The following is a 23685-nucleotide window of genomic DNA, read 5'->3' as shown; positions in this document are numbered from 1 at the left end:
AAGCCGCCTCCATCAAGCCGCTTTGGACGGACGCGCGAGCGCGCGGCCGAACATCATGTCGGCGCGGATCCCGGCGATCTTCTCGCGGGTGCGGATCAACTCGAGATACCAGAGCGCATCGATGGTATCACCGATCAGCACGGCGCCAGTGAGCCGGCCGTCGGCGATCACGAGCTTTTTGTAGGTACCCCGCCTCAGGTCGGTGAGCACGAGACTCTCGCTGCCCTCCCCGCCCATGAAGTCGCCGGCGGAGAACACGCTGACGCCGGACACTTTCAGATTGGTCGAGACCACGCTGCCCGGGTAGGACGCAGGCTTGCCGCCGAGATGCCGCGCCAGCACGCACGCCTGCTCATAGGCGGGTTCGACCAGGCCATAGCAGGTGCCGCGATGCTCGGCGCATTCGCCGAGCGCGTAGATGTCGGACGACGCCGTCTGCATCACATCGTTGACGACCACGCCGCGATTGACCGCGATGCCGGCCTCCCTGGCCAGCGCGATGTTGGGCCTGATGCCGGCGGCGAAGATCACGGCGTCGGCTTCGATGCGGCTTCCGTCGGCGAGCTCGACGGCCTCGACGCGGCCATCGCCGTGGATGCACTTGGTGCTGGCGTTGAGCAGGATGCGGATGCCCTTGCGCTCGACCAGCGTCTTGAGCAGGTCAGCGGCCGGCGCATCGAGCTGGCGCTCCATCAGCCGGTCCATCAGATGCAGCAGCGTCACTGGCGCACCGGCCTTTGCAAGACCGTAGGCCGCCTCTAACCCGAGCAAACCACCACCGACCACGACGACGCGTTTCTTGCCGGCCGCCAGCGTCAGCAGCAGATCGACGTCCCGCGTATCGCGAAACGTGTGCACGCCAGCAAGATCGGCGCCGGGCACGTTGAGCCGCAGCGGCGTCGATCCCGTGGCGAGCACGAGCTTGGAATACTCCATGCTCTCTTCACCGGCGATCTTGAGCTCGCGGCGGCCGGTGTCGATTTCGGTGACGCGATAGCCGTAGCGCACGGTGACGCCGCGATGACGCCACCAGTCCGCCGGGCGGAGCTCGATCTCGTGCGAGCCGGTCTCGCCGGCCAGCACGGAGGAGAGCAGCACGCGGTTGTAAGCGAGCCGCGGCTCATCGCCGATGACGGCAACCGCGTAGCGGCCGAGCGCAGTCTTGGCGAGTTCATCGACCAGACGCGCAGCCGCCATACCGTTACCGACGATGACCAGTGGCTCACTCACAAGGCATCTCCTATTCGGCGGCCTGCGACTGTGCGCCGTAGGCCTCGGAAATCATGTAGCCGGACAGCACGCCATAGGCGTCGGTCCAGGCGGTTGCGAGTTCGGGCGTCCAGGCCTCGCCAAGCCCCTTCTCCAGGGTCCACAGCAAGGTCGCACCGACCACCGGATAGTGCTCGGCCTTGGCGCCGTAGGCGACGTGGCGCTTGGCGAGCGCCGAGGCCGCGGGAAGAATTGTTTCGAGATTCGACAGGCCGCTGACGACAGCCGCGAGCATGCCCATCAGCTTCTTGCGCTGCTCGGTCATGTCCTCGGGAAACATCGCGCGCACGGACGGCGCCACCTCGAACAGGCGATCGTAGAACAGCACGGCGGCTGCTTCTGAAATCGGCGCGACCTTGGAAAAGCTCTGCTGGACAAGGGTGATCTGTTCGGGCGTCATGATGTTCTCCTGCCTGTTTCGGTTTGCCTTGGTCCGCGCCGTTGCGAACAAGGTTCATGGGTCAAACGTCATCAGCGAGACCTCTCCCCGCGTACGGGGAGAAGCGAGTTTCGTACCAAGTGTCACACCCGCGCCTCAGCAAGGCTTGGCGCGCCTTCAGCCTGCGGACTGCGACGCAGGTAGAACCACCAGGTCAGAGCGAGGCAGGAGGCGTAGAAGCCGAGATAGATCGCGAGCGCGAGCTGCGGGCCGCCCGTCATCGCGATCGACTTGCCGAAGCCGCTCGGGATCAGATAGCCGCCGACCGCCCCGACCGCGCCGATGAAGCCGACCGCTGCGCCGCTCTCGATGCTTGCGGTCTTCAACGCGACTGCGCGCTCCGAGTCGCCCTTGCCACGCACCTTGAACAGGTTCTGCTCACGGAAGATCGAGGGGATCATGCGATAGGTCGAGCCATTGCCGATGCCTGTCGTGACGAACAGGATCAGGAACATCGACAGGAAGCCGGTGAAGTCCTTGTGCCCGACGAAATAGAGCACGCCGATCGTCGCAGCAGCCATCGCCATGAAATTCCAGAAGGTGAGGACCGAGCCGCCGATCTTGTCGGCGAGCAGGCCGCCGAGCGGTCGCGACAACGAGCCGACCAGAGGCCCGAGGAACGCGATTCCGATCGTCACCGTCGGAAACTGAGTCTTGATCAGCAGCGGAAACGCAGCGGAGTAGCCGATGAAGGATCCGAACGTGCCGATATAGAGATAGGCCATGATCCAGGTGTGCTTGCGCTTGACCACCGCGAGCTGGTTCTTGATCGACGACTTGGCCGTGGTGAGGTTGTTCATGAAGAACACCGCGCCGAACACCGCGATCGCGATCGGCAGCACCCACATCAGGCCGGCGTTCTGGAGGAAGACACCGTCGACGGGCGTGGCCTGGAACAGATTGATGACTGCGAGCGTCATCAGGATCGGCGTCAGCAGCTGCACGCTGGAGACGCCGATATTGCCGCCGGCGGCGTTGAGGCCGAGCGCCCATCCCTTCATCCGGTCAGGGAAGAAGAAGGAGATGTTGGTCATGCTGGAGGCGAAATTGCCGCCGCCGAGGCCGGCGGTGGAGGCCACCAGCAGCATCAGCCAGAACGGCGTATCGGGCTGGCTCACGAAATAGGCGAGCGACAGCGTCGGGATGAACAGCACGGCTGCGCTGAAAATGGTCCAGTTGCGGCCGCCGAAGGTCGTAACCGCGAACGTGTAGGGAAAACGCATCAATGCACCGATCAACCCCGGCACCGCGATGAGCTGAAACAGCTCGTCGGTGGAGTAGTGGAATCCAGCCTGCGGCAGCTTGGTGGTGACGATGCTCCAGATCAGCCAGACCGAGAAGCCGATATGCTCGGCGACGATCGACCAGATCAGATTACGCCGGGCGACGGCTTTGCCACCCGCATTCCAGAACGCCTCGTCTTCGGGGCGCCAGTCAGAAATCCAAGTCTGACTTAGAGACGGACTCTTGGTCATTGCATATCCCTTCTAGGCTCACCGCTGCGTCGTTGCAGGCTCTGCCTCCGGCCACGGAGGCGCGCTCCGAGGCCAGGCCCCGGTGGCGAGTTCACGATGCTGATTGATGATGTTGAGGGACGTCGTCGTTGGCGTCGAACAAGGTAATTCAACTTCCGTGCCAACTGCGCGCGATCGGGAAATACAGGGAATTCAGCAGCTTATTCGAATTGACCGAAATATTTGCAGGCTGATTTCGCACGCAAATTTTGCGATTCGCTCAATCCCTGTGCGACGCACAAGGATTGAGCTTGATGATTCAAAATTAGGCGCAACGTTTTCACGCGTTAACGATGCGTTACGCGGCCTCGACGAAGCGATGACGCTCGTAGAGGAATTCGAGCACGCGCTGCCGGCACTTCAGATACGTCGCATTGGTCGCGAGCTCGAGCCGCTTGCGCGGGCGTGCGAGCGGCACCTCCAGCACCTCGCCGATGCGCGCGGAGGGCCCGTTCGTCATCATCACGATGCGGTCGGACAGCAGCACGGCCTCGTCGACGTCGTGGGTGATCATCAGAATGGTGTTGCCGAGCTTCTGATGCAGCGCCATCACCGAATCCTGCAGATGGGCGCGGGTCAGCGCGTCGAGCGCGCCGAAGGGCTCATCGAGCAGCAGCACCTTCGGCTCCATTGCGAGCGCGCGGGCAATGCCGACGCGCTGCTTCATGCCGCCGGAGATCTCGGAGGGGCGCTTGTCCCGGGCATGGGCCATCTGCACGAGGTTGAGATTGTGCATCACCCAGGCGTCGCGCTCGGCCCTCGTCTTGGTCTTGGCAAAGACCTTGTCGACGCCGAGCTTGACGTTCTCGTACACGGTCAGCCACGGCAGCAGGCTGTGGTTCTGGAACACCACCGCGCGATCGGGCCCCGGCGAATTCACCTCGCGGTTCTCCAGCAAGACGCCGCCGGTGGTGGCGGTGGTGAGGCCTGCGATGATGTTGAGCAGGGTCGACTTGCCGCAGCCGGAATGGCCGATGATCGAGACGTATTCGCCCTTCTCGATCGTCAGGTTGATGTCCTTCAGCACCTCGGTCGTGGCAGCGCCGCGGGTAAAGATCTTGTCGATGTGGTCGAGCTTCAGATAGGCGGTCATGTGTGCTCTCCTCTCATCCCTGCGCCGTGCCGCGGGTGACGATCTTGCCGAGGCCCGCGATCACGCGGTCGAGCACGAAGCCGACGATGCCGACATAGAACAGCGCCAGAATGATCTCGCTGATATGCGAGGAATTCCAGGCGTCCCAGATGAAGAAGCCAATGCCGACGCCACCGATCAGCATTTCCGCCGCGATGATGGCGAGCCAGGACAGGCCGATGCCGATGCGAAGTCCCGTGAAGATGTAGGGCGCCGCCGCCGGGATCATGATCTTGGCGAAGAACTCCAGCGGATTGAGCTGCACCACGGCAGCGACGTTGCGATAGTCCTGCGGGATGTTGCGGATGCCGACCGCGGTGTTGATGATGATCGGCCAGATCGAGGTGATGAAGATGACGAAGATCGCCGACGGCTGGCCGTCGCGGAACGCGGCAAGCGACAGCGGCAGCCAGGCCAGCGGCGGAATGGTGCGCAAGACCTGAAACAGCGGATCTAGCCCGCGCATCGCCCAGACCGATTGCCCGACCAGCACGCCGAGCGCGATGCCGGCGATCGCGGAGAGCGAATAGCCGAGCGCAACGCGCTGGAGGCTGGCGGAGAGATGCCAGAACAGGCCCTTGTCGATGCCGCCATGGTCGAAGAACGGATCGAAGATCAGCTCCTTGGTGTCCTTGAACACCTTTGACGGCGGCGGCAGCGCGGAGCCTGCGCGGCGGCAGACCAGCTCCCACACCAGCAACAGAAGCGCGATCACGACGAGCGGCGGAATGACCCGCACAGCCGTCTCCCGCGCGATGCGTGCGTATGTTTCCGCGCGCGGCGGGCGCTTCGGCGTCATCGCGACGACCGGCGCGGCAATGGAAGCGGGCGCCGCAGTCTCGACCTCAATCTTCGTGGCAGGCATGTTCATCGAAATCCCTCTCCGGCTTCAAAGGATGCGGCCGCCCTGGGGCGGCCGCAGGCTCCATCAGACTTCGACGCGCTTGATCGCGAGCGACTTCAGATAGGCAGCCGGATTTTCGGGATCGAACACCTTGCCGTCGAAGAAGGTCTCCTTGCCGCGCGAGGTGGAGGTGGGGATGTCGGCGCTTGCAACGCCGAGCGTCTTGGCCGCATCCTTCCAGAGGTCTTCGCGGTTGACCTTGGCGATCAGCGCCTTGGTGTCGAAGCCGGGCTCGTATTTGCCCCAGCGGATATCCTCGGTGAGGAACCAGAGGTCGTGGCTCTGGAAAGGATAGGAGGCCTGGTCCTTCCAGAAGCGCATCTGCTGCGGCGAGTTTTCGACGACGCGGCCGGTGCCGTAGTCGAATTTGCCCTTCATGCGGTCGGTGATGTCCTCGACCGGGCAGTTGATCCACTGGCGCTTGGCGCAGATCACCGCGGCTTCCTCGCGGTTCTCGGCCTTCTCGGCCCATTGCTGGGCTTCCATTACCGCCATCAGCAGCGCCTTCGCCGCCTTCGGATATTTGTCGACCCAGGCCGCACGCATGCCGAACGACTTTTCGGGATGCTTGTCCCAGAGCTCGCCGGTGGTGATCGCGGTGTAGCCGATCTCCTGGTGGATGAGCTGCAGGTTCCAGGGCTCGCAGACGCAGAAGCAGTCCATGGTGCCAACCTTCATGTTGGCGACCATCTGCGGCGGCGGCACCACGATGGTTTCGATATCCTTGTCCGGATCGATGCCGCCGGCAGCGAGCCAGTAGCGGATCCAGAGATCATGCGTGCCGCCGGGGAAGGTCATCGCCGCCTTCACGGCCTTGCCGCCGGCCTTCTTCTTCTCCAGCGCAGCCTTGAAAGGCGCGGTGTCGATGCCGACCTTGACGTCGGCATATTCCTTGGAGACCGAGATGCACTGACCGTTCAGGTTCAACCGCGCCAGGATGTACATCGGCGTCGGCTGGTTGTTCTGCGTCACCTTGCCGGAAGAGATCAGATACGGCATCGGGGTCAGGATATGGGCGCCGTCGATGCCGTTGCCTTCCGAACCGAGCACGAGGTTATCGCGCGTGGTGCCCCAGGAGGCCTGCTTCTGCACCTCGACATCGGGCATGCCGTATTTGGCGAAGATGCCCTTCTCCTTGGCCACGAACAGCGGGGTCGCATCGGTCAGCGCGATGAAGCCGAGCTTGGCGCCCTTGACCTCGGGGCCTGCATCCTGCGCGAAGGCGCCGGCGGGGAAATTCAGCTTGGCGGCGGCGAGAAGAGCGGCGGTAGAGCCGGTCGCCTTCAACAATTGACGGCGGCTCAGGCCCGAGAGCTGGCGGGTGCGCTTGGTCATAGGCGGTGTCGTCCTTTGCATCGTTGCAGAATTGTTGGCGTCAGTGCGCGCGAGCAGCCCGTCCGTCCGTGGCGCCGGCTTTGGCGCATGCCAACGCGCGACGGGGGAACCCCCGCCTGGTGGCGTCAGCAAATCGGATGAGAAGTCTCGCGGGACGGCATCAATGGCGTCGGCTTGAACAATTCAAGCTTCGTGCCAAGCCAAAGGACCTAGAAAGTCTTTTCAAATTAATGAGTTAGATCGTGTGCGCCCGGTTGCCGCAGCCCCGGCGCGCATGTCAAATTTGCGATTCGCCTAGATTTTGTGCGACGCACCTAAATTAGGCAGGCGCGATTCACACCATGAGAAACGGATTCTGTCCCCGCATGGCCTTTCACCATGAGATCAACGGCGAACGGTGCAGCCAGGCATCGTCACCCAGCTGGTCCAGGACAAATCTTGCGACGTCTTCTCGCGCTATGCTTCCACCATGGAAGCCGGAGAGATCCGTGATGGCCCGGATCGCGCCGCGGCTGCTCTTGTCATTCAGGACGGCGGGGCGAACCAGAACCCAATCGAGGCCGCTGTCCCTGACAATCGCTTCCTGCCGATCCTTGTCGGCGTAGACGTTGCGCAGGAGAAGCGGGAACAACAGTTTGTCGAACAGAAAGCCGCCGTGCCCGGCACTGTCACCGGCGCCCATGCCCGTGATGCAAACCAGACGCGAGACATGCTCGGCCTTCATTGCGTTCACGAGCGCGCGCGTCGCCGTCGACAAAAGCGTCACCTCGCGGAACGGGCTTGCAGCGGTGCCGAGTGCGCTGACGACGGCGTCCCGGCCTTGGAGCGCTTGGCGCAACGCGGTTTCGTCACGAGCGTCTCCGGCGACGAACTTCGCCCCCTTCAGATCACGCGCCTTCTCGGCAGAACGCGCCAGCACGGTGACGTCGTAACCCCGCGCCACCGCCTGGCTGACGATCAGGCGGCCGGTGCCGCCGGTCGCTCCAAGGACCAGTATCTTCGGCTGGGCGGTTTGTATCGTGTTGGTTTCGGAAGTTTGCATGGAAGCGACCTCGGAAAGCGGGACGCCTCCCAAAGGCCGCCCCGTGATTGATGTTCGTGGTGATGATCAGTGCCGGCCTGCTGCGGCCGAGGCTGCGATCTCGGAGGCGAAATCGCGATAGGAGCGCAGAGGACGGCCCAGGAGCGCGGTCAGACGCGCGGCGTCGTCGGCCTCGGGGATCATTCCATTGGTGAGAAAGCGCTCGCTCATCAGCCGCATGTCGAAAGCCATCCAGCCCGGCATGAACTGCTTGAGGTTCTGCTCGAACGCGCCGGTGTCATCGCCGCCATAGGCGATCGTGCGACCCAACACCTCCGACCAGATGGCAGCGATATCCATGCCGGTCAGGGTGTCCGGACCGACGAGATTGATCCGGCTAACCGGGGATGGCCCCGCGGCCTGCTCGCGACGGATCAGTTCGATGGCAGCGATCTCGCCGATGTCGCGCACGTCGATCATGGCAAGCCCCTTGCTGCCGATCGGCATCGGATAGACACCGTGTCCGAGCACGACGTCCTTGATCGTGAGATCGTTGTTCATGAAGTAGGCCGGCCGCAGGATGGTGGCGTTCAATCCCATCTGCTCGATCATCCGCTCGACGCCGAACTTGCCCGCGAAGTGCGGCACGTTCACGTAGAGATCGCTGTGGATCACCGACAGGTAGACGATCCGCTCGACGCCCGCCTCGCGAGCCAGATTGAGCGCGATCAGCGCCTGGGTAAACTCATCGGGCACCACGGCATTGAGCAGGAACACGGTAGAAACGCCGGAGAGTGCGCTGCGAAGGGAATCGACGTCGAGCAGGTCGCCCCGCACGACGGTGACGCCCGACGGCAGGTTGGCTTTCGCAGGATCGCGGACGATGGCGCGGACATCGGCTCCGCGCTTGACGAGTTGTTCAACGACTTGGCGGCCGACATTGCCGGTCGCGCCGGTAACGAGGATGGTCATGAGGCTCACTCCGGGTTGGGTCAGAAGACACCCCGGAAGTTAGTGATCCACATTCGGATCGATAGACGGTATATTTGGACAGACCGTCTCACGAGTGGAACACATGGATCTCCTTGCTCTCGCTGACTTCAATCTCGTCGCCCGGCACGGAGGGTTCGGACGAGCCGCCCGTGCCGCAGGACGTCCGAAAGCGACCCTGTCCCGCCGGGTCGCAGAACTGGAGAGTCGTCTCGACCTGCGCCTTTTCGAGCGCGGAGCGCGTGTACTGAAGCTCACACAGGAAGGACGCGCGCTCTACGAACGGACTGGCACGCTCCTGACCGAACTCGACGAGACTGCCGCCGCGATCGCTTCCGGTGGCGACAGGCCGCAAGGCAGGTTGCGGATTAGCGCGCCCCTTCTGTTCTCGCAGACGGCCATGGGGAAGCTCGCGGCCGGGTTCGCGCTCAGATATCCGGAGGTTCGGCTCGAGGTCACGACGGAAGATCGGACCGTCGACATGGTGGAGGAAGGTTATGACTTGGTCATTCGGGTCAATCCGGATCCGGACGAAAGTCTTGTCGGACGAATCTTTCTGCGCGACCGGCTGGTGGTCGTGGCGAGCCCGGACCTGAGACGACCGACGGACGACTTGGCTGTTCCGGCGGTCGTGCGCGGAGCGGGTGAGCAAACCACGTCTTGGGACGTAACGATGCCAGCGGGAAGATCGCGCATCGCGGTTGATCCAGTGCTTCGACTGTCGTCGCTCATCATGGTCCGTGATGCGGTCCGAGCGGGCGTCGGCGCCGGACGCCTTCCGGTGTCACTGGTCAGTCACGATCTTGCCGCCGGCACGCTGGTGCATTGGGGGGATGTCGACGGACCAGACATCGCGCTTTGGACGCTCTATCCATCGCGACGGTTGCTAAGTGCGCGCGTGTCCGCCTTCCTCGACTTTTTGAAGGAAGCCTTTCCGATGGGGACGCCCGAGGAGCTTGCGGCCCATATCGGGAATTGAGAAATGGTGCGCCCAGCAGGGCTGTCAGGCCGGCTCCGCCGCCTTCGTCCCCAGCGGCTTGGGCGCGAGGCCGCCGCCGGGCTTGAGGTGGAATTCATAGGTCATCAGGTGCCATTGCCCGTTCGCCTTGGCGCCGTCGGGCATCTCCAGGTCGTTGCGCGGTTCGACCTTGGCGACGAGGTCGTCCTTGACCCCGAACACCACGTCGGAATCGAGGTATTTGTCGCCGTCCATGAAGACGTGGGTGATCAGCGGCTCGTAGCCCTTTGCGTTGACCAGGAAGTGCACATGCGCCGGGCGCATCGGGTGGCGCTTGGTCTGCACGATCATCTCGCCGACCGGCCCGTCGGTCGGGATCGGGTAGCTGCACGGCAAAATCGTGCGGAAGAAGAATTTGCCGTCGCTGTCCGTAATAAAGCGCGCCCGCGCCGAGGCGCCGACCTCATCATAATTCGCCTTCTGTGAATCATAGAAGCCGTCATCGTCGGCATGCCAGACGTCGACGGGGACATTCGCCAGCGGCTTGCCCTTGAGATCGGTGACGCGGCTCTGCACGAACATGCGCTCGCCGGTGAGATTGTTCGGCGAGATATCGGTGCCGTGGGCGGTGATCTTGTGCTCGCCGACATAGAACGGGCCGAGCACCGTGGTCTGGGTCGCACCATCGCGGTCGCGGTGGTTGACGGCATCGACCAGCATGGAGACGCCGAGCACGTCGGAGAGCAGGATGAACTCCTGGCGGGTGTCGGTGCATTTCTGGCCGGTGCGGGTCAGGAAATCGATGGCGTATTCCCATTCCTCGAAGGTGAGACCGGTCTTGCTCACGTAATCGTGCAGCGACTTCACCAATTCCTGGAGCAGGAATTTCGCACGCGTATCGGGCGTGTTGTCGAAGCTTTTGACGACGGCTTCAGTGAGTTCGGTCTCGTTGAACTGGGTCATGGTGCGTTTGCCCTGAGTTTCTCGTTGGCCCCATCGGATCTTTGGGGCTCCCTGGAGGCGTTCCAGACTGGAGCCTACACCAGTAGGCCTGCCCGCGTTAAGCGCGACCCGCTTGGAATGAGGCCGTCATTTCGGCTATCAACGCCTGAGAAAACTGCCCGGAGGAACCGATGCTCGCCCCAACCCCCGCCTCGCCCGAATCCGTGGGCATGTCCAAGGCCGCGCTCGACCGCGTCGATGCGCATCTGAAGAACCGCTACATCGATGCCGGCCGTTTCCCGGGTACGCATCTCCTCGTCTACCGCCGCGGCAAGATCGCCCACAGCTCGGTGCAGGGCCTTGCCGATGTCGAGCGCAAGGTGCCGGTCAAGGACGACACCATCTACCGCATCTATTCCATGACCAAGCCGCTCACCACCGTCGCTTTCATGATGCTGGTCGAGCAAGGCCTGGTCGCGATCGACGAGCCTGTCGCCAAATACATTCCGGAATGGAAGGATCTCGGCGTGTTCGTCGCCGGTACCTCGCCGGCGTTTTTGACGAGGCCGCCGACGCGGCCGATGCAGATCGTCGACCTCTTGCGCCACACCTCGGGGCTTACTTACGGCTTCCAGCAGCGCTCCAATGTCGATGCCGCCTATCGCGCCGAAAAGATCGGCGAGGTCGAGAAAGCCGGCACGCTGCAGACCATGATCGAGAGCCTTGCCAAAATCCCGCTCGAATTCTCGCCGGGCGAAGCCTGGAACTACTCGGTGTCGACCGATGTGCTCGGCTATCTCGTCGGCAAGATTTCCGGCATGCCCTTCGAGCAGTTCCTGAAAACGCGGATTCTCGATCCGCTCGGCATGACCGACACCGACTTCCACGTGCCGGCCTCCAAGGCGCACCGTTTCGCCGCCTGCTATAACGCCGATCCCAGTGGTGGCTTCACGTTCCATGCCGGCCAGCGCCGCGAGGGCCTGACGCTCCAGGACGATCCGACCAAGAGTTCGTTCCTGTCGGTGCCCTCCTTCATCTCCGGCGGCGGCGGGCTCTGCTCGACGATGGCCGATTATCTCGCCTTCTGCCGCGCACTGCTCAACGGCGGCGAACTCGGCGGCGTCAGACTGATCGGACCGAAGACACTGGCGCTGATGACGAGCAACCACATTCCGGGTGGCCGCACGCTGCCCGAAGTGTCGCGCTCGATGTTCGCGGAGGCCGCCTATAACGGCATCGGCTTCGGCCTCGGTTTCGCCGTGACCATGCGCCCGTCCGAAACCCTGATCGCCGGCAGCCCCGGCGAATACAATTGGGGCGGCGCGGCCACAACCTCGTTCTGGATCGATCCCGCTGAGGAGTTGATCACAATCTTCATGACGCAGGTGCTGCCGTCGAGCGCCTACCCGATCCGGCGCGAGCTGCGCAGCATGGTCTACGCCGCGATCACCGAGACCAATCTGTAGGCTGCTTTTGCACTGCAACTTGCGCGCCGCACGGATGCCGGCGCGCAAGCCCCCCGAAAAGTGCAGTGGCGGAACACCGGTGCTGCATTATGCTTCGCCTGTCCGGCGCCGTCGCGCCGGAACCAGGATATCCCCGTTTGCCAAAGCTCACCCTGCCGGTCCGGCTCGCTCTCCTGGTCGCGGGAACGACGCTGCCAATGATCGTGTTCGCGGTCGGCATCGCCTTCTACAATTACAAGCAGGACCGCAACGACGCGACCCGGCGCGTGCTGGAGAACGTGCGCAGCATGCGCCTGGTGCTGGATTCCGAGGTCCAGCGGATGACCGGCAGTCTGCAGGTGCTTGCGCTGACGAACTCGCTGCAAAACGACGACTTCCCGAATTTTCGCCGCATCGCGCTCGGCTTCCTCGATCAATACGGCAAGGGCGGCTTGGTGCTGATCTCCGACCGCAAGGGCAAGATCCTGTTTTCCTCGGCGACGGAAGACATTGCGAGCCTGCCGTCGCGCGGCAATATCGAGATCGTCGAGAAAGTGTTCGCGACCAAGGCCCCGCAATATTCCGACCTGTTCACGGGCACGCTCAATCAGCGGCAGGTTCTCACCGTCGAAGTTCCAGTGTTGCGCAACGGCGAGGTGATCTACGACCTCTGCTTCGGCCCACCGATCAGCATCTTCCAGAATCTCGTCGAGAAGCAGCGGCCTGACCAGGAGTGGACGGCATCCCTGCTCGACGCCAAGGGCACCGTGTTCGCGCGCGTGCCGAACCCCGGCGAAACATTCGGCAAGCGCGCTTCGCCTTCGCTCTACGAGGCCATGTTCCGCGCACCCGAGGCCGCCCTCTCGTCGATCTCGCTCGACGGCATCGCACTCGCCTCCGCCTACACGCGATCGCAGCTCACGGGGTGGACCGTCGCCGCCGGCGTTCCGGAAAGCTCGCTGATCGCACCGCTCTGGCGCAACATCGCGATCACCAGCCTGATCGGCGGCGTGTTGCTGCTGATCGGCCTGACCTTTGCCGTCAGGATGGCGACCACGATTGCGCGCGGCGACATGCTGCACAATCTGCTGATCGAGGAGCTCAACCATCGCGTCAAGAACACGCTGGCGCTGATGCAGGCCATCGCGGTGCAGACGTTTCGCAGCGCCAGCCGCGACGAGCGGACGAAATTCGAGGGCCGTCTCGGTGCGCTCGCCGAAGCACATAATCTCCTCAGCCAGGAGAAGTGGCAGGGCTCGGAGCTGAAGGATGTAGTGACGCGCGTGCTCCAGCCCTTTCTGCTTTCCGGTCCCGAACGCATCCGCATGGCCGGCCCCGCCGTGCCGCTGTCGCCGCGGCTTGCCGTCGTGCTCTCAATGATCGTGCACGAGATCGCCACCAACGCCGCGAAATACGGCGCACTATCCAACGAAACCGGGCGGGTGACCCTGGACTGGGAGATTATGGAAGATACGCCCAAGCCGCGGCTCCGGCTGATCTGGACCGAGACTGGCGGGCCACCGGTGACGGCGCCGGTGCAGCGCGGCTTCGGCTCGCGCCTGATCGAGCGCAGCGCACGCGACCAGCTCGGCGGCGAGGCAACGGTCGACTTCCTGCCGCGCGGCGTGGTCTGCACCGTCATCTGCGCGCTCGACGAAACCCGGTGAACGAAGGATATCGGCGATGAAGACCGCCAGCTTCCTATCTGGTGTCACGCGCTACACAAAGCGCTACGGGTGATTTCGAATTCCAGGGAGTTTCATTTCCCGGCCAGCTGTTTCTCCATGCCGGCAAGGTCAACAAGATCTCAATGCTCGGCGAATTTTTCGCCCTCGACACGCCAGATGTCGATGGTCACAAAGGTAATCTTTCTGGCGGTTGGTGCAAATCCCCGTACGGTCTGGGTATGTGTCGCTGCACCCGCCGTCGCGGTGAATGCCATCACCTTTCCAACGCCGCTGTAGAGAAACAGCGGCGCGATCGCGACACGCGCGAACAGAAGCACCCAGCTATCGAGCGGCGCCCTAGCGGCGAGCCGTTTTCACATAAAGTTGCTGGCATGACGCGATGGGCTTGGTGCAGACATCGTTCAACGGCGATAAAACGGCGCAATCCAATCCCCGACGATCACGACAGGTCGTCTATCCAGACAGACGATTGCAGATGGGCGAAGTCCCCATTGCCCGCATGGGTCCTTGCTTTGTCGGATCGTCATCGGAGAATCGCAAGATGAACACGAGGGATCAAAAATCGCCAGGGCATGGCCGCAGCTGCACCTGTTGCGATCCGAAATGGTCGCGACGCGGGCTTCTCGCGGGATTAGGTGCACTTGGCGTGGCCTCGACCCTCCCGTCGATTGCGGCACTCGGACAAACCAAGCCAACGTTGATCGATACCCATCTGCATTTCTATCCGCCCGAATATCAAAAGCTCTGGCTTGGCTACGAAGACGCGCGCAAGCAGCCACACTTCCCCGGTCAGGTCGCATGGACCCGCGAGAAGCTGGTGGAGGATATGAACAGCAATGGGGTCCGAGCCGGCATCCTGTCGGTCGCCTCGACCCCCGGCGTGTGGTTCGACCTTGACGCGGCGGAATCCGGCCGGCTCGCGCGGAGCTGCAACGACTATGCGGCGGAGATGATGCGCGACCACCCGGGCCGCTTCGGCCTGTTCGCGACCTTGTCGATGCTGGACATCGACGCCACGCTCAAGGAAATCGAATACGCGCTCGACACGCTGAAGGCCGACGGGATTGGATTGCAGACGAGCTACGGCGACAAATGGCTCGGCAATGCGGCCTACAGACCAGTGCTCGAAGAACTCAATCGCCGCAAGGCGGTCGTCTATGTCCATCCGCTGGTCGCGAGCTGCTGCAGTGCTCTCAGCGTCGGCACGTTTCCGGCGGTGATCGAAGTCCCGCACGACACCACGCGCACGGTGACGAGCTTGCTGCTCAGCGGCTCATTCGCCCGTTATCGCGACATCAAATGGCTGTTCTCGCACGCCGGCGGCACGATCCCAATGATGGCCGGGCGTATCAATTCGTTTTACGGGGCGCGGCCCGACCTGAAGGAATTTGCGCCGGAGGGGATCGAGGGCGAGCTGCGCCGGCTTCATTACGACACCGCGAATGCGACGTTCGCGCCGTCCATGGCAGCGCTGCTCAAGCTCGTGCCGGCCTCGCAGATCACCTACGGCACTGACTATCCCTATTTCGGCTTTGGCCAGTTTGCGCAATTGCAGAAGCTTGGCCTCTCGGCAGAGGATCTCGATGCCATCGGCCATGAGAATGCAACGCGCCTCATTCCGAGGTTGCGTGCTTAGCCGTGCGCGCTAGCCGATCGTCTGCAGTGCCGGAAACGTCTCCAGCAGCCAGATGCTCACATTGGAGACCGCGCCCGTGAGGAAGCCGATGCCGGTGATCACCATCAGCACGCCCATGGCACGCTCGACATTGACGAGCTGGCCCTTCATGCGCGCGAACAGTCTTGAGAACTGCTCGATCATCAGGGCTGCGATCAGGAAGGGAATGCCGAGGCCTGCGGAATAAACCGCGAGCAGCCCCGCCCCCTTCGTCACCGTCGCTTCCGCCGCGGCGATCGACAGGATCGCGGCGAGGATCGGGCCGATGCACGGCGTCCAGCCGAAGGCGAAGGCGAGCCCCATCACATAGGCGCCCCACAGGCCGACGGGTTTTGGCGCGGTCAGCCGTCCCTCGCGCATCAACAGGCCGATCCGCGTCAGCCCGAGGAAGTGCAGGCCCATGATGATGATGACGATGCCGGCAAGGATCGACAGCTCCGCCGACCAGGCGCGGATCAGCCCGCCGACCAGCGAGGCGCTGGCGCCGAGCGCCACGAACACCGTGGAGAAGCCGAGCACGAATAGCAGCGCCGCCATCATGATCGCGCGCTTGGAGGCCGAGGCCGGCTCGTCGCTCTCGACATGCTCGATCGTGGCGCCGGTGAGATAGATCAGATAGGGCGGAACCAGGGGCAGGACGCACGGCGAGAGGAAGCTGACGAGGCCGGCAATCAGCGCCGCCGTAATCGAGACATTTTGCATGATGCAGTCGGAGCCATCCCGGGCCCTCGGGCTGGGCGCGGGAAATGCGCACGCGACCGGAGCCTAACCGGCTCTGGTGTAGCCGATGCCGGGGAATGCGCAACAGAGGCGCGATCAAACCAAGGCTCCTCCCGATGCCGTCTGCGATCACAGATGCGGCATCGGGACGCGCACGAATCTCGCCAAAAAGCGAGATTCGGCGGCGCGGCTACTTCACCACGCGGAGCAGCGGACGCCGGGGCTGGTCCTGCGTCTGCTTGGAGGGGGGCAGCGGTTCGCTGGCAGCGCTCCGCAGCATTTCGTCGCACAGCGCCCTGAGGTCGGCACTGTCAATTCCTTTGAGCTTCATCCTGACATCGAGGATGACGATCGAGAGCAGCTCAGCCGACTCACGGCTGTTGCTCTCATTGAGAACCTTGCGGCACTCCTCGAGCGTCTCGAGCACCGACTGCAACTGTTCGTCTGAATGCGACACGGCGTTCTTTCCGTTAATTCGGGCTGCGAGACGTGCTTGAAACGATCCCCTTGGCCCCCAAAGAGAGCCAAGGATAGCATGAGGAGTCCGTGCCTTCGAAGATGATTTCAATGTGTTTCTGCGTCGAAACTGCAGTTTCAGACGGCATCGCCAAGTGGCGGAGGTCCCAACGGTCAAAGCTCAAACGCTTGGTCCCGCGCGATCGATCCATCCCACGAGGGCGCACGACACATCGCACGTCATCCTCCGGTCCACGTAGACCCGGCAATCCCGCAGCCACTTCAAGGCTCGCAACGGAACGCACGACTGACCCCTCTTCCGGGCAATAACTTGCCCGATTCCCAGCCCCAAGCACACTCAAATACCACTTCGGGCGCGGTAAGTATGGCGTTCAAAACTCACCGTTCCCCAACCCGTCGTGGTTGTGGTTTACGATATATTCTGCCAGTTTAGCGCCCCGAAGGGACTTGTATGCACTCCTTAGCGGAAAGGGGCGTTCCACTGGAGGAACGCCTAAAGACAAATATCAGCGGCCTCTCCGATTGGGATGCGGCCCGCATTTTCTTGGAAGTCGTTCGATGCGGCAGTTTCCGCTCGGCGGCTGAACGCTTGTCGCTGTCGATCAACGCTGTCCGCCGCCGGATCGACGATTTCGAGCGCCAGACCGGCACCACTCTTTTCACACGCGACGTCCACGGCACCCATCTCACCGATGAAGGCGCGCTGGTGGTCTCCGCTGTCGAGCGCATGGAGGCGGCCGCCTTCGACGTGTTGCGCACCAGCGATTCGACTGCCAACGCCCTCACCGGCGAGGTCCGCGTCGCCGTCACCGAGGGATTGGGCACCTTCTGGCTCGCCCCGCGGCTGGTCGAATTCCAGCAGGCCTATCCGAATATCCTGGTCGATTTGCATTGCGCGATGCGCTCGGCCGACGTCTCCCGCCACGAGGCCGACGTCGCCATCCATCTGTCGCGACCGTCGGCACTCGACGTCAAGCTGGTGCGGCTCGGCCGCATGCATTTGATGTTCTGGGCTTCGGAAAAATACCTTGAGAAACACGGCACGCCGCGCTCGGCCCTCGAATTGATCAAGCACCGCCTGGTGCTGCAATTCGCCGACCAGCTCGCCGCCAAGGAAACCTTTGAGAGCTTCTTCCCGGGCGTTCCTGAACGTGACCTTCTGGTCATGAAGACCAACGTCTCAAGCGCCAACTACTGGGCTGTCGCGAATGGAGCCGGAATCGGCGTATTCCCGAGCTATGCCATTGCGCTTGGCGGGAAGTTGATTCCACTGGAGGTCGAGTTGAACCGACCGCTGGATATCTGGTTGTCCTACCACCCTGGTAGCGGCCGGATTCCCCGCGTGCGGCACATGATTGACTGGCTGATAGAAGCTTTCAATCCAGCTCGCTTCCCGTGGTTTAAGGAAGAATTCGTGCATCCGCATGAATTCAAGGACTCGTATATGGGCGAACCCCTGACCCAGCTCTTCGGGGGATTTTCAACCGAAGAACAAAGGTGAAAACCAAAATGAAAGCAGCGGCGAAGAGAATGAAGCAGCGCAGTGCCGGCAAGCCGGACATTGAGCTGGGCAAGCGGATTCGTTTGCGGCGCGTCGAGATGAAGATCTCGCAGGCCGAGCTGGGTGAAAAGCTCGGCGTCAGCTTCCAGCAGGTCCAGAAATACGAGAAGGGCGTCAATCGCGTCGGCGCGGCTCGGCTTCAGCAGATCGCCACCGCCCTCGATGTGCCCGTGACCTTCTTCTATGATGGCGACAACAAGGCCCGCGAAGTCGAAAGCCTCCTGTTCCTGGATTCGGCTTTCAGCCTCCGCCTGCTGCGCGCCTACAGCAAGATCAAGGATCAGACGGTGCAGCGTCAGCTCGTCTCGCTGATGGAATCGATCGCGGCGAACGAAGCCTGATCGGTCGACGGTCCGGCCTTCACGGCCAATGTTCAATCCGCCGCGTCGGGGGGCGCGGCTGGATTGGGCGAGGCCTGATTGGCAGAATGAATCCTGATTGGAAGGATAGAGGCTTGCGCGCCTTACGCGCGCGGCCTTGGATTCTTGGGGCGGCATGGCCGCCCCTTTTTTTTGGCATTCGTCGCAGTTTACGCGAACCCGTCCCAACCTTGTTGCGACCCAATCGAGAGCCTCCGCGTCGGACGCGCGGGGGGCCTCGATGCGTCGTGCTTAATGGGACCGCAACCCTGATGCCTTAGCTTCTCGCGGCGGCCGGGAATTGCCGCCTCGTCCTCTTGGGGAAAACCAGACAGATGTCGAAATGCCATGCCGTGATCGTTGCCATGGGCCTCCTCGCCAGCGCCTCCGCGCTCGCGCAGACCGAGACCACGGGTCAGGCAGGACCCAGGCCGGCCACCCCGTCCGGCACAGTTCCGACAGCCGCCAACCCGGCTCACGCCGCCGCCCCCAAAGCCGTCACTGCGGCACCGGCTTCGACCGCCGAGGGCCGCTCGGCCGCAGCGCTCGCGCTGACGCATGAGCCGACCTATGACGAGGGCACCGCCCAGCGCATCAAGGACGCGGCGCTGAGCTACTCCGATCTTGCGGTGCGCGGCGGCTGGCCAGCGATTCCCGCGGACGCCAAGTTCGCGCTCGGCGTGCAGGGCGCCAATGACGACCTCCTGCGCAAGCGGCTGATTCTCTCGGGCGACCTCGCTGCCGAGAAGGCGAGTGGCGCTTTCGACCAGGATCTCGCCGACGGCGTAAAACGCTTCCAGGCCCGGCACGGTCTTGCGCCGACGGGCACGATGACGCCGCGCACGCTCGCGGCCATGAATGTCACGGTGCAAAAGCGCATCCGCCAGCTGGAGGCGTCGCTCGAGCGGCTCGAGAACACCAATTTCAGCTTCGGCCCGCGCTATGTCGTGGTCAACATCCCCGCCGCCTTCGCCGAAGCGGTCGAGAACGACGTCGTGGTGCGGCGCTATCGCGTCATCGTCGGCAAGACCGAAAAGCCGTCGCCGACGCTGACGGCCCAGATCACCGGCGTGGTGCTGAACCCGACCTGGACGGTGCCGTCCTCGATCGCCAAGACCGAGATCTCCGCGCATATGCGCAAGGACCCGACCTATCTGTCGCGCATGCACATGGAGGTGCTCGACGGCCATGATAATCCGATCGATCCGCATTCGGTCGACTGGTCGGGCACGCATACGCCGAACTTCACCGTGCGCCAGCAGAACGGCACCTTCAACGCGCTCGGCGCGGTGAAGATCGACATGCCGAACTCCTATTCGGTCTACATGCACGACACCAACCAGCGCAATCTGTTCAGCGACGATTACCGCTTCGATTCCCACGGCTGCTCCCGCGTCGACAATGTGCGCGATCTCGCCGCCTGGCTGCTGAAGGACCAGCCGAAATGGACGCGCGCCGCGATCGACACCGAGATCGCCACCGGGCAGCATCAGGAGGTCGCGATGGCGAAGAAGGTGCCGGTGGCCTGGATCTACCTCACGGCCTGGATGAGCAAGGACCAGACCATCCAGTTCCGCAACGACGTCTATAACCAGGACGAGCAGTTGCTGGAGGCCACCGCCGAAGAGGCCGCGTTCTTCAGCAATGCCGGCAACCATCCGCTGACCGCGCATATGGCGCAGTAGGCATGCAATCGCGGCACGGGCGAATGCAGATCCCCCTGCCCTGCCGCGGTTGACCCGGCCCTCGCCAAAGTCGCACATTGCGCCTCGCCACATACAAGCGAGCGCGCGATGACTGAGCTCTCCCATGAAACTCTCTACGCCGACGGCAAGATCCTCACAGAGGTCACCGACGGCGTCGGTGTGATCACCTTCAACAATCCCGACAAGCGCAATGCGATGTCGCTGGAGATGTGGGAGGGATTTGGCGAGGCGCTCACGAGCCTGCGCGACGACGATATGGTGCGCGTCGTGATCATGCGCGGCGCCGGCGGCAAGGCGTTCGTCTCCGGCGCCGACATCAGCCAGTTCGAGAAAACCCGCCACAACGCGGCGGCGTCCGAGGAGTACGGCAAGCGCAGCGCCGCCCAGCGCGCGCTGCTCGCCGACTTCCCGAAGCCGACGATTGCCTGCATCCAGGGCTTTTGTCTCGGCGGCGGCATGCAGGTGGCGATGCTCGCCGACATCCGCATTGCAGCGCATGACAGCCAGTTCGGCATTCCTGCCGCGAGGCTCGGCATCGCCTATGGCTATGACGGCCTGCGGCACCTGGTATCGCTGGTCGGCCCGTCCTGGGCGCGGCTCTTGATGTACACGGGCATGCGCATCGACGCGGCGGAAGCGCTGCGCATCGGGCTGATCGAGCGGATGATCCCGGACGATCAGCTCTGGGGCGAGACCATGCTGATTGCGGAAACGATCTCAGGGAACGCTCCGCTTGCGATCAAGGCCGCCAAGATCACCATCGCGCAGGTCTTGAAGGACGAAAGCCAGCGCGACATGAACGCGATCAAGGCGATCGGCACAGCCTGCATGGACTCTGCGGATTTCCGCGAGGGCCGGCAGGCCTTCATGGAGAAGCGCAAGCCGCAGTTTTCGGGGAACTAGCCTCGGCGTCCGGTCGCGCCAGCAAAAATCTCGAAAACAACCCCATGCACAGTAGAAATTGCTCAGCAATTTGGCCCGGGCTGGGAGCCATGCGAGAGCGAGGTTTGACACGTCGGGCAAAACACCAGCCGATTCCAACCTCGCGCCGACTGCGACACCGTGTGACTTTTGTTCCGCTGCTGCGCCGCTCGCTTTGAGCGACGCAGCATTTTGGACTCATGCCCAATCGTGATGGTGCAATTCGTTGGGGTTCACGCCGAGCAGGTCGATAGTTTCGTTGCGGAGATGCAAAAGGGTTCCGCCGTGATAATCGGAGGATACTCTGACGGCAGCGAAGCCATCGTTCGGCGGCAGTTGCAACTTATCGACCTTGGGATCGTAGTCGGTGATCACCGCCGTGTTGTGTTGTCCCGTGAGGTTGCGAAGATCGAAAATAAACGTGTCAGCGCCGGCGCCGCCGGTCATCGTCATGTGACCACTTGCCGCCACCAATGTGTCGTCCAGGCTTCCGCCGGTCAGCGTGTCCTTGCCTGGAGATCCCACCACAAGCTGAGCCTGACCGCTCACTGCGTTCGCCCCGGCCGGATCAACCCCACCAAGCGTGCCGGAATGTCGCTCGGTTGATACGAACGCATCCGCCTGCATGGCGGTCGTACCTGTCGTATCGCGTTGGATAATGTCCGAGAGTGTGGTCGACTTGATCTCATTCAGGGTTTGCTGATCGAAACCCTGGTTCTCGAAATACAGCCGGTCCCCATCGCGCAAAGCCGTAAACTGGTCAGCGATGATCCTGCCAAAGGTCTGACCGATGGCCGCTCCCGCCGTATGATCCTCCGCCAGCCCGCCCGTCCACAGGTCTACGGCATCGACCGTGCCATAAGCTTGCTTCAACGCCGAAGCCGTGGCCGAATCCGAACTGATCTGGTCGAAGCTCTTGTAGGGAGCAAGTCCCAACGCCTCCCGCGTCTGGTTCAGCGTCCCGAGACCCAGATCGTGCGCACGTTGGATGTTGGTAGCGGCCAGATCGATCGCATCCGGAGGATCACTCAGGAAACTTCGGAGCTCCTCAACGATATGAGTATCGAGCGGTTGCGCGGTATCGCTGGCAAGATGCCGCAACAGTCCATCGGCGCCGCCACTGGCAGTGAACGCCGCCGGCGCTTCGAAGAAGGTGTCCGCCAGCGATTGTTCGGCTGTGGTCGCGCCCAGATTGCTTATGCCATTGATGTCGGCCGACACGATGGAGTGACCGAAACGATAGGCCGCTCCTTCAAATTCCTCGGTGATGCCGGCGTTAACGTTCGGATCATAGCCGTGATAGGCCGGAATCGCATCTGGTCCCAGCAAATGCGGCAGGAACTCTTTATAGGTGATGTTGACCATTTCCGCGGTCGTGATCGCCTTGGCCGTCTCGTACAATTGGTCGCCGCTCCAGCGCGGATGCTCCTGCTGCAATTGATCGACCTGGTAATTGTGTTCGCGAACAAACAAGGTCTGCAGCGCCGTCAGATCGGGATTTTCCTGCGCCCGCACATCCCCCGCCGCAAAGGCGGGTCCCTGCGCGGTCATCACGATTGGCAGATTGTCCCCGGCCGACACCTTCATGTGACCATCCGCGGTGCGCAGGCTGGCCGCGGTGACGGGGTCGGAACCATACACCTGCGAACCATCGAGCCAGCCGGTCACTGTGTTGATGGCAGTTGCGGGATGTCCAGGCATGCCGGTCGCCGGATCGATTGCCACCCGCGTCACGGGAATCACGGTGCCTTGAGGTAGCGTGTCGCCCGCCGGAACGGGAATTGAAATATCCGCCGTGTTGACTCCACTCTTTTCCAGGTCGAGGTCATGGTCGACAAACTGACCCCATGCATACATCATCCCGGACAGCGCTACGCCGTTGACCTCAAGATGGGTGTCCGGACCGTTCGCCACCACGATGTTGCTGATCTCACGTGGATTGGGACCAGGTTGCATAGCGTCAAAGCCATCGGCGAAATTCGCCGGCCCCACTCGTGCAAAGTCTGTGTTGGCCTGATTGAGGGCCGGGTCCGCAAGGTTGTTGTCTGAACCGTCGATGGTGCGGAAATGGAGCGCCATGGTTTCCCTCCGTGCAGAGTAGACCCAGCTCCTGCTTCATTGACTGCTCTTGAAACGGCGCTTTGATGATTCATTGTGACGCTCGTGCGGTCGTTGAGCGACGATGTGGAAGCATTTTTGGGGTCGCGGAATCGAGCGGAATCGAAACGATGGGCAGAGATCGAACGGCATCCCAGTTTGGTCACCCATCTACATTGCCAGATGCCGAACGTGGAAGGGCTGGCGGGTCGAGGCGCCACAGATGCTGACCTGTTCAACCCTTGGTCGACGCGGGTCAAAAACCGGCAATGCTCTGACCGGGCAGGACGTTTCCGCTTAGACTCCAGGACCTGACACTCGAGCGCGAATGAGCACATAACTTACAGCGCCATGCACAGTAGAAATTGCTCAACAATTTGGCTCGATCTGGTTTGAGCCGCGCGGCCATGAGATTTGACCCGTCGAGGCTGGGCAAGTTTTTTGGGAGTTGATGTAGGATTCGTCTTATGGCGAATCGCACATTCAAGACCGGCGAGAGCCGGGAGCAACCCAGTCTTCTGCCTGCGCGGAT

Annotated in this window: 21 protein-coding genes; 8 read left to right on the top strand and 13 right to left on the bottom strand. The window is 62.7% G+C overall.

Annotation, left to right across the window (positions count from 1 at the left end; all coding sequences use genetic code 11):
- Positions 1 to 12 precede the first annotated feature (12 nt).
- The 8 genes from FXB40_RS23240 to FXB40_RS23205 all read right to left on the bottom strand — a co-directional run bounded on the left by FXB40_RS23240 (position 13) and on the right by FXB40_RS23205 (position 8586).
- Positions 13 to 1230 carry an NAD(P)/FAD-dependent oxidoreductase gene (locus tag FXB40_RS23240; protein ID WP_148774536.1) on the bottom strand — a complete coding sequence of 406 codons (1218 nt, stop codon included), beginning with the start codon at positions 1228 to 1230 and terminating at the stop codon, positions 13 to 15.
- Between the two features lie 10 nt (positions 1231 to 1240).
- Positions 1241 to 1669 carry a globin family protein gene (locus FXB40_RS23235; RefSeq protein ID WP_148774535.1) on the bottom strand — a complete coding sequence of 143 codons (429 nt, stop codon included), beginning with the start codon at positions 1667 to 1669 and terminating at the stop codon, positions 1241 to 1243.
- Between the two features lie 122 nt (positions 1670 to 1791).
- Positions 1792 to 3183 (bottom strand): MFS transporter, encoded by a 1392-nt coding sequence (locus FXB40_RS23230; RefSeq protein WP_148774534.1) that lies wholly within the window; start codon positions 3181 to 3183, stop codon positions 1792 to 1794.
- A gap of 337 nt (positions 3184 to 3520) precedes the next feature.
- Positions 3521 to 4315, bottom strand: coding sequence for an ABC transporter ATP-binding protein (locus FXB40_RS23225; RefSeq protein WP_148774533.1), 795 nt, complete (start codon positions 4313 to 4315; stop codon positions 3521 to 3523).
- Positions 4316 to 4328: 13 nt separating this feature from the next.
- Positions 4329 to 5225: a nitrate ABC transporter permease gene (ntrB, locus tag FXB40_RS23220; protein WP_148774532.1), complete on the bottom strand. Its 897-nt coding sequence runs from the start codon at positions 5223 to 5225 to the stop codon at positions 4329 to 4331.
- A gap of 57 nt (positions 5226 to 5282) precedes the next feature.
- On the bottom strand, positions 5283 to 6593 hold the full coding sequence (locus tag FXB40_RS23215; protein ID WP_148774531.1) for a CmpA/NrtA family ABC transporter substrate-binding protein: 1311 nt from the start codon (positions 6591 to 6593) through the stop codon (positions 5283 to 5285).
- A gap of 373 nt (positions 6594 to 6966) precedes the next feature.
- On the bottom strand, positions 6967 to 7635 hold the full coding sequence (locus FXB40_RS23210) for an NAD(P)-dependent oxidoreductase (RefSeq protein ID WP_148774530.1): 669 nt from the start codon (positions 7633 to 7635) through the stop codon (positions 6967 to 6969).
- Positions 7636 to 7701: 66 nt separating this feature from the next.
- The gene (locus FXB40_RS23205) at positions 7702 to 8586 is read right to left on the bottom strand and encodes an NmrA/HSCARG family protein (RefSeq protein ID WP_148774529.1); all 885 of its coding nucleotides are present in this window, start codon (positions 8584 to 8586) and stop codon (positions 7702 to 7704) included.
- 103 nt (positions 8587 to 8689) lie between these two features.
- Here FXB40_RS23205 and FXB40_RS23200 point away from each other — a divergent pair, with 103 nt between their 5' ends.
- On the top strand, positions 8690 to 9583 hold the full coding sequence (locus tag FXB40_RS23200) for a LysR family transcriptional regulator (protein WP_148774528.1): 894 nt from the start codon (positions 8690 to 8692) through the stop codon (positions 9581 to 9583).
- 24 nt (positions 9584 to 9607) lie between these two features.
- Here the strand turns inward: FXB40_RS23200 and FXB40_RS23195 are convergent, their stop codons facing one another.
- Positions 9608 to 10525 (bottom strand): dioxygenase family protein, encoded by a 918-nt coding sequence (locus FXB40_RS23195; RefSeq protein WP_148774527.1) that lies wholly within the window; start codon positions 10523 to 10525, stop codon positions 9608 to 9610.
- Between the two features lie 170 nt (positions 10526 to 10695).
- On the opposite strand from FXB40_RS23195, the gene FXB40_RS23190 reads away from it, so the two are divergent.
- Complete coding sequence (locus FXB40_RS23190) at positions 10696 to 11970, top strand: serine hydrolase domain-containing protein (protein ID WP_148774526.1); 1275 nt, start codon at positions 10696 to 10698, stop codon at positions 11968 to 11970.
- Between the two features lie 137 nt (positions 11971 to 12107).
- A complete protein-coding gene (locus FXB40_RS23185; RefSeq protein WP_246207848.1) occupies positions 12108 to 13616 on the top strand; it encodes a sensor histidine kinase in 1509 nt (502 codons plus the stop codon).
- Positions 13617 to 13756: 140 nt separating this feature from the next.
- Here the strand turns inward: FXB40_RS23185 and FXB40_RS23180 are convergent, their stop codons facing one another.
- Positions 13757 to 13954, bottom strand: coding sequence for a hypothetical protein (locus FXB40_RS23180; protein ID WP_148774525.1), 198 nt, complete (start codon positions 13952 to 13954; stop codon positions 13757 to 13759).
- A 329-nt stretch (positions 13955 to 14283) separates the two neighbouring features.
- On the opposite strand from FXB40_RS23180, the gene FXB40_RS23175 reads away from it, so the two are divergent.
- Positions 14284 to 15273, top strand: coding sequence for an amidohydrolase family protein (locus tag FXB40_RS23175; protein ID WP_246207846.1), 990 nt, complete (start codon positions 14284 to 14286; stop codon positions 15271 to 15273).
- A 9-nt stretch (positions 15274 to 15282) separates the two neighbouring features.
- Here the strand turns inward: FXB40_RS23175 and FXB40_RS23170 are convergent, their stop codons facing one another.
- On the bottom strand, positions 15283 to 16014 hold the full coding sequence (locus FXB40_RS23170) for a cytochrome c biogenesis CcdA family protein (RefSeq protein ID WP_148774523.1): 732 nt from the start codon (positions 16012 to 16014) through the stop codon (positions 15283 to 15285).
- Positions 16015 to 16222: 208 nt separating this feature from the next.
- Positions 16223 to 16489, bottom strand: a complete 267-nt coding sequence (locus FXB40_RS23165) for a hypothetical protein (protein WP_148774522.1) — start codon at positions 16487 to 16489, stop codon at positions 16223 to 16225.
- A 471-nt stretch (positions 16490 to 16960) separates the two neighbouring features.
- Here FXB40_RS23165 and FXB40_RS23155 point away from each other — a divergent pair, with 471 nt between their 5' ends.
- The 4 genes from FXB40_RS23155 (at position 16961) to FXB40_RS23140 (ending at position 21038) form a co-directional block, all read left to right on the top strand.
- Entirely contained in the window at positions 16961 to 18010 is a 1050-nt protein-coding gene (locus tag FXB40_RS23155; protein WP_148774521.1) for a LysR family transcriptional regulator, read from the top strand.
- Positions 18011 to 18039: 29 nt separating this feature from the next.
- Positions 18040 to 18411, top strand: coding sequence for a helix-turn-helix domain-containing protein (locus FXB40_RS23150; protein WP_014497036.1), 372 nt, complete (start codon positions 18040 to 18042; stop codon positions 18409 to 18411).
- A gap of 353 nt (positions 18412 to 18764) precedes the next feature.
- Entirely contained in the window at positions 18765 to 20114 is a 1350-nt protein-coding gene (locus FXB40_RS23145) for a L,D-transpeptidase family protein (RefSeq protein WP_148774520.1), read from the top strand.
- 108 nt (positions 20115 to 20222) lie between these two features.
- A complete protein-coding gene (locus FXB40_RS23140) occupies positions 20223 to 21038 on the top strand; it encodes an enoyl-CoA hydratase (protein WP_148774519.1) in 816 nt (271 codons plus the stop codon).
- Positions 21039 to 21254: 216 nt separating this feature from the next.
- On the opposite strand, the gene FXB40_RS23135 is transcribed toward FXB40_RS23140, so the two are convergent.
- On the bottom strand, positions 21255 to 23135 hold the full coding sequence (locus FXB40_RS23135; protein ID WP_148774518.1) for a peroxidase family protein: 1881 nt from the start codon (positions 23133 to 23135) through the stop codon (positions 21255 to 21257).
- Between the last annotated feature and the right edge of the window lie 550 nt (positions 23136 to 23685).

The sequence above is a fragment of the Bradyrhizobium rifense genome (assembly GCF_008123425.1).
In the GTDB taxonomy this organism is placed as follows: domain Bacteria; phylum Pseudomonadota; class Alphaproteobacteria; order Rhizobiales; family Xanthobacteraceae; genus Bradyrhizobium; species Bradyrhizobium rifense.
The sequence above is the reverse complement of the archived record's forward strand: the minus strand, read 5'-3'. Positions and strand labels throughout refer to the sequence as shown.

Coding starts and splice junctions, on each gene's coding strand:
- FXB40_RS23235 (WP_148774535.1), bottom strand. CDS start 1,669: ATGACGCCCGAACAGATCACCCTTGTCCAGCAGAGCTTTTCCAAGGTC.
- FXB40_RS23230 (WP_148774534.1), bottom strand. CDS start 3,183: ATGACCAAGAGTCCGTCTCTAAGTCAGACTTGGATTTCTGACTGGCGC.
- FXB40_RS23225 (WP_148774533.1), bottom strand. CDS start 4,315: ATGACCGCCTATCTGAAGCTCGACCACATCGACAAGATCTTTACCCGC.
- ntrB (WP_148774532.1), bottom strand. CDS start 5,225: ATGAACATGCCTGCCACGAAGATTGAGGTCGAGACTGCGGCGCCCGCT.
- FXB40_RS23215 (WP_148774531.1), bottom strand. CDS start 6,593: ATGACCAAGCGCACCCGCCAGCTCTCGGGCCTGAGCCGCCGTCAATTG.
- FXB40_RS23210 (WP_148774530.1), bottom strand. CDS start 7,635: ATGCAAACTTCCGAAACCAACACGATACAAACCGCCCAGCCGAAGATA.
- FXB40_RS23205 (WP_148774529.1), bottom strand. CDS start 8,586: ATGACCATCCTCGTTACCGGCGCGACCGGCAATGTCGGCCGCCAAGTC.
- FXB40_RS23200 (WP_148774528.1), top strand. CDS start 8,690: ATGGATCTCCTTGCTCTCGCTGACTTCAATCTCGTCGCCCGGCACGGA.
- FXB40_RS23195 (WP_148774527.1), bottom strand. CDS start 10,525: ATGACCCAGTTCAACGAGACCGAACTCACTGAAGCCGTCGTCAAAAGC.
- FXB40_RS23190 (WP_148774526.1), top strand. CDS start 10,696: ATGCTCGCCCCAACCCCCGCCTCGCCCGAATCCGTGGGCATGTCCAAG.
- FXB40_RS23170 (WP_148774523.1), bottom strand. CDS start 16,014: ATGCAAAATGTCTCGATTACGGCGGCGCTGATTGCCGGCCTCGTCAGC.
- FXB40_RS23155 (WP_148774521.1), top strand. CDS start 16,961: ATGCACTCCTTAGCGGAAAGGGGCGTTCCACTGGAGGAACGCCTAAAG.
- FXB40_RS23150 (WP_014497036.1), top strand. CDS start 18,040: ATGAAGCAGCGCAGTGCCGGCAAGCCGGACATTGAGCTGGGCAAGCGG.
- FXB40_RS23145 (WP_148774520.1), top strand. CDS start 18,765: ATGTCGAAATGCCATGCCGTGATCGTTGCCATGGGCCTCCTCGCCAGC.
- FXB40_RS23140 (WP_148774519.1), top strand. CDS start 20,223: ATGACTGAGCTCTCCCATGAAACTCTCTACGCCGACGGCAAGATCCTC.
- FXB40_RS23135 (WP_148774518.1), bottom strand. CDS start 23,135: ATGGCGCTCCATTTCCGCACCATCGACGGTTCAGACAACAACCTTGCG.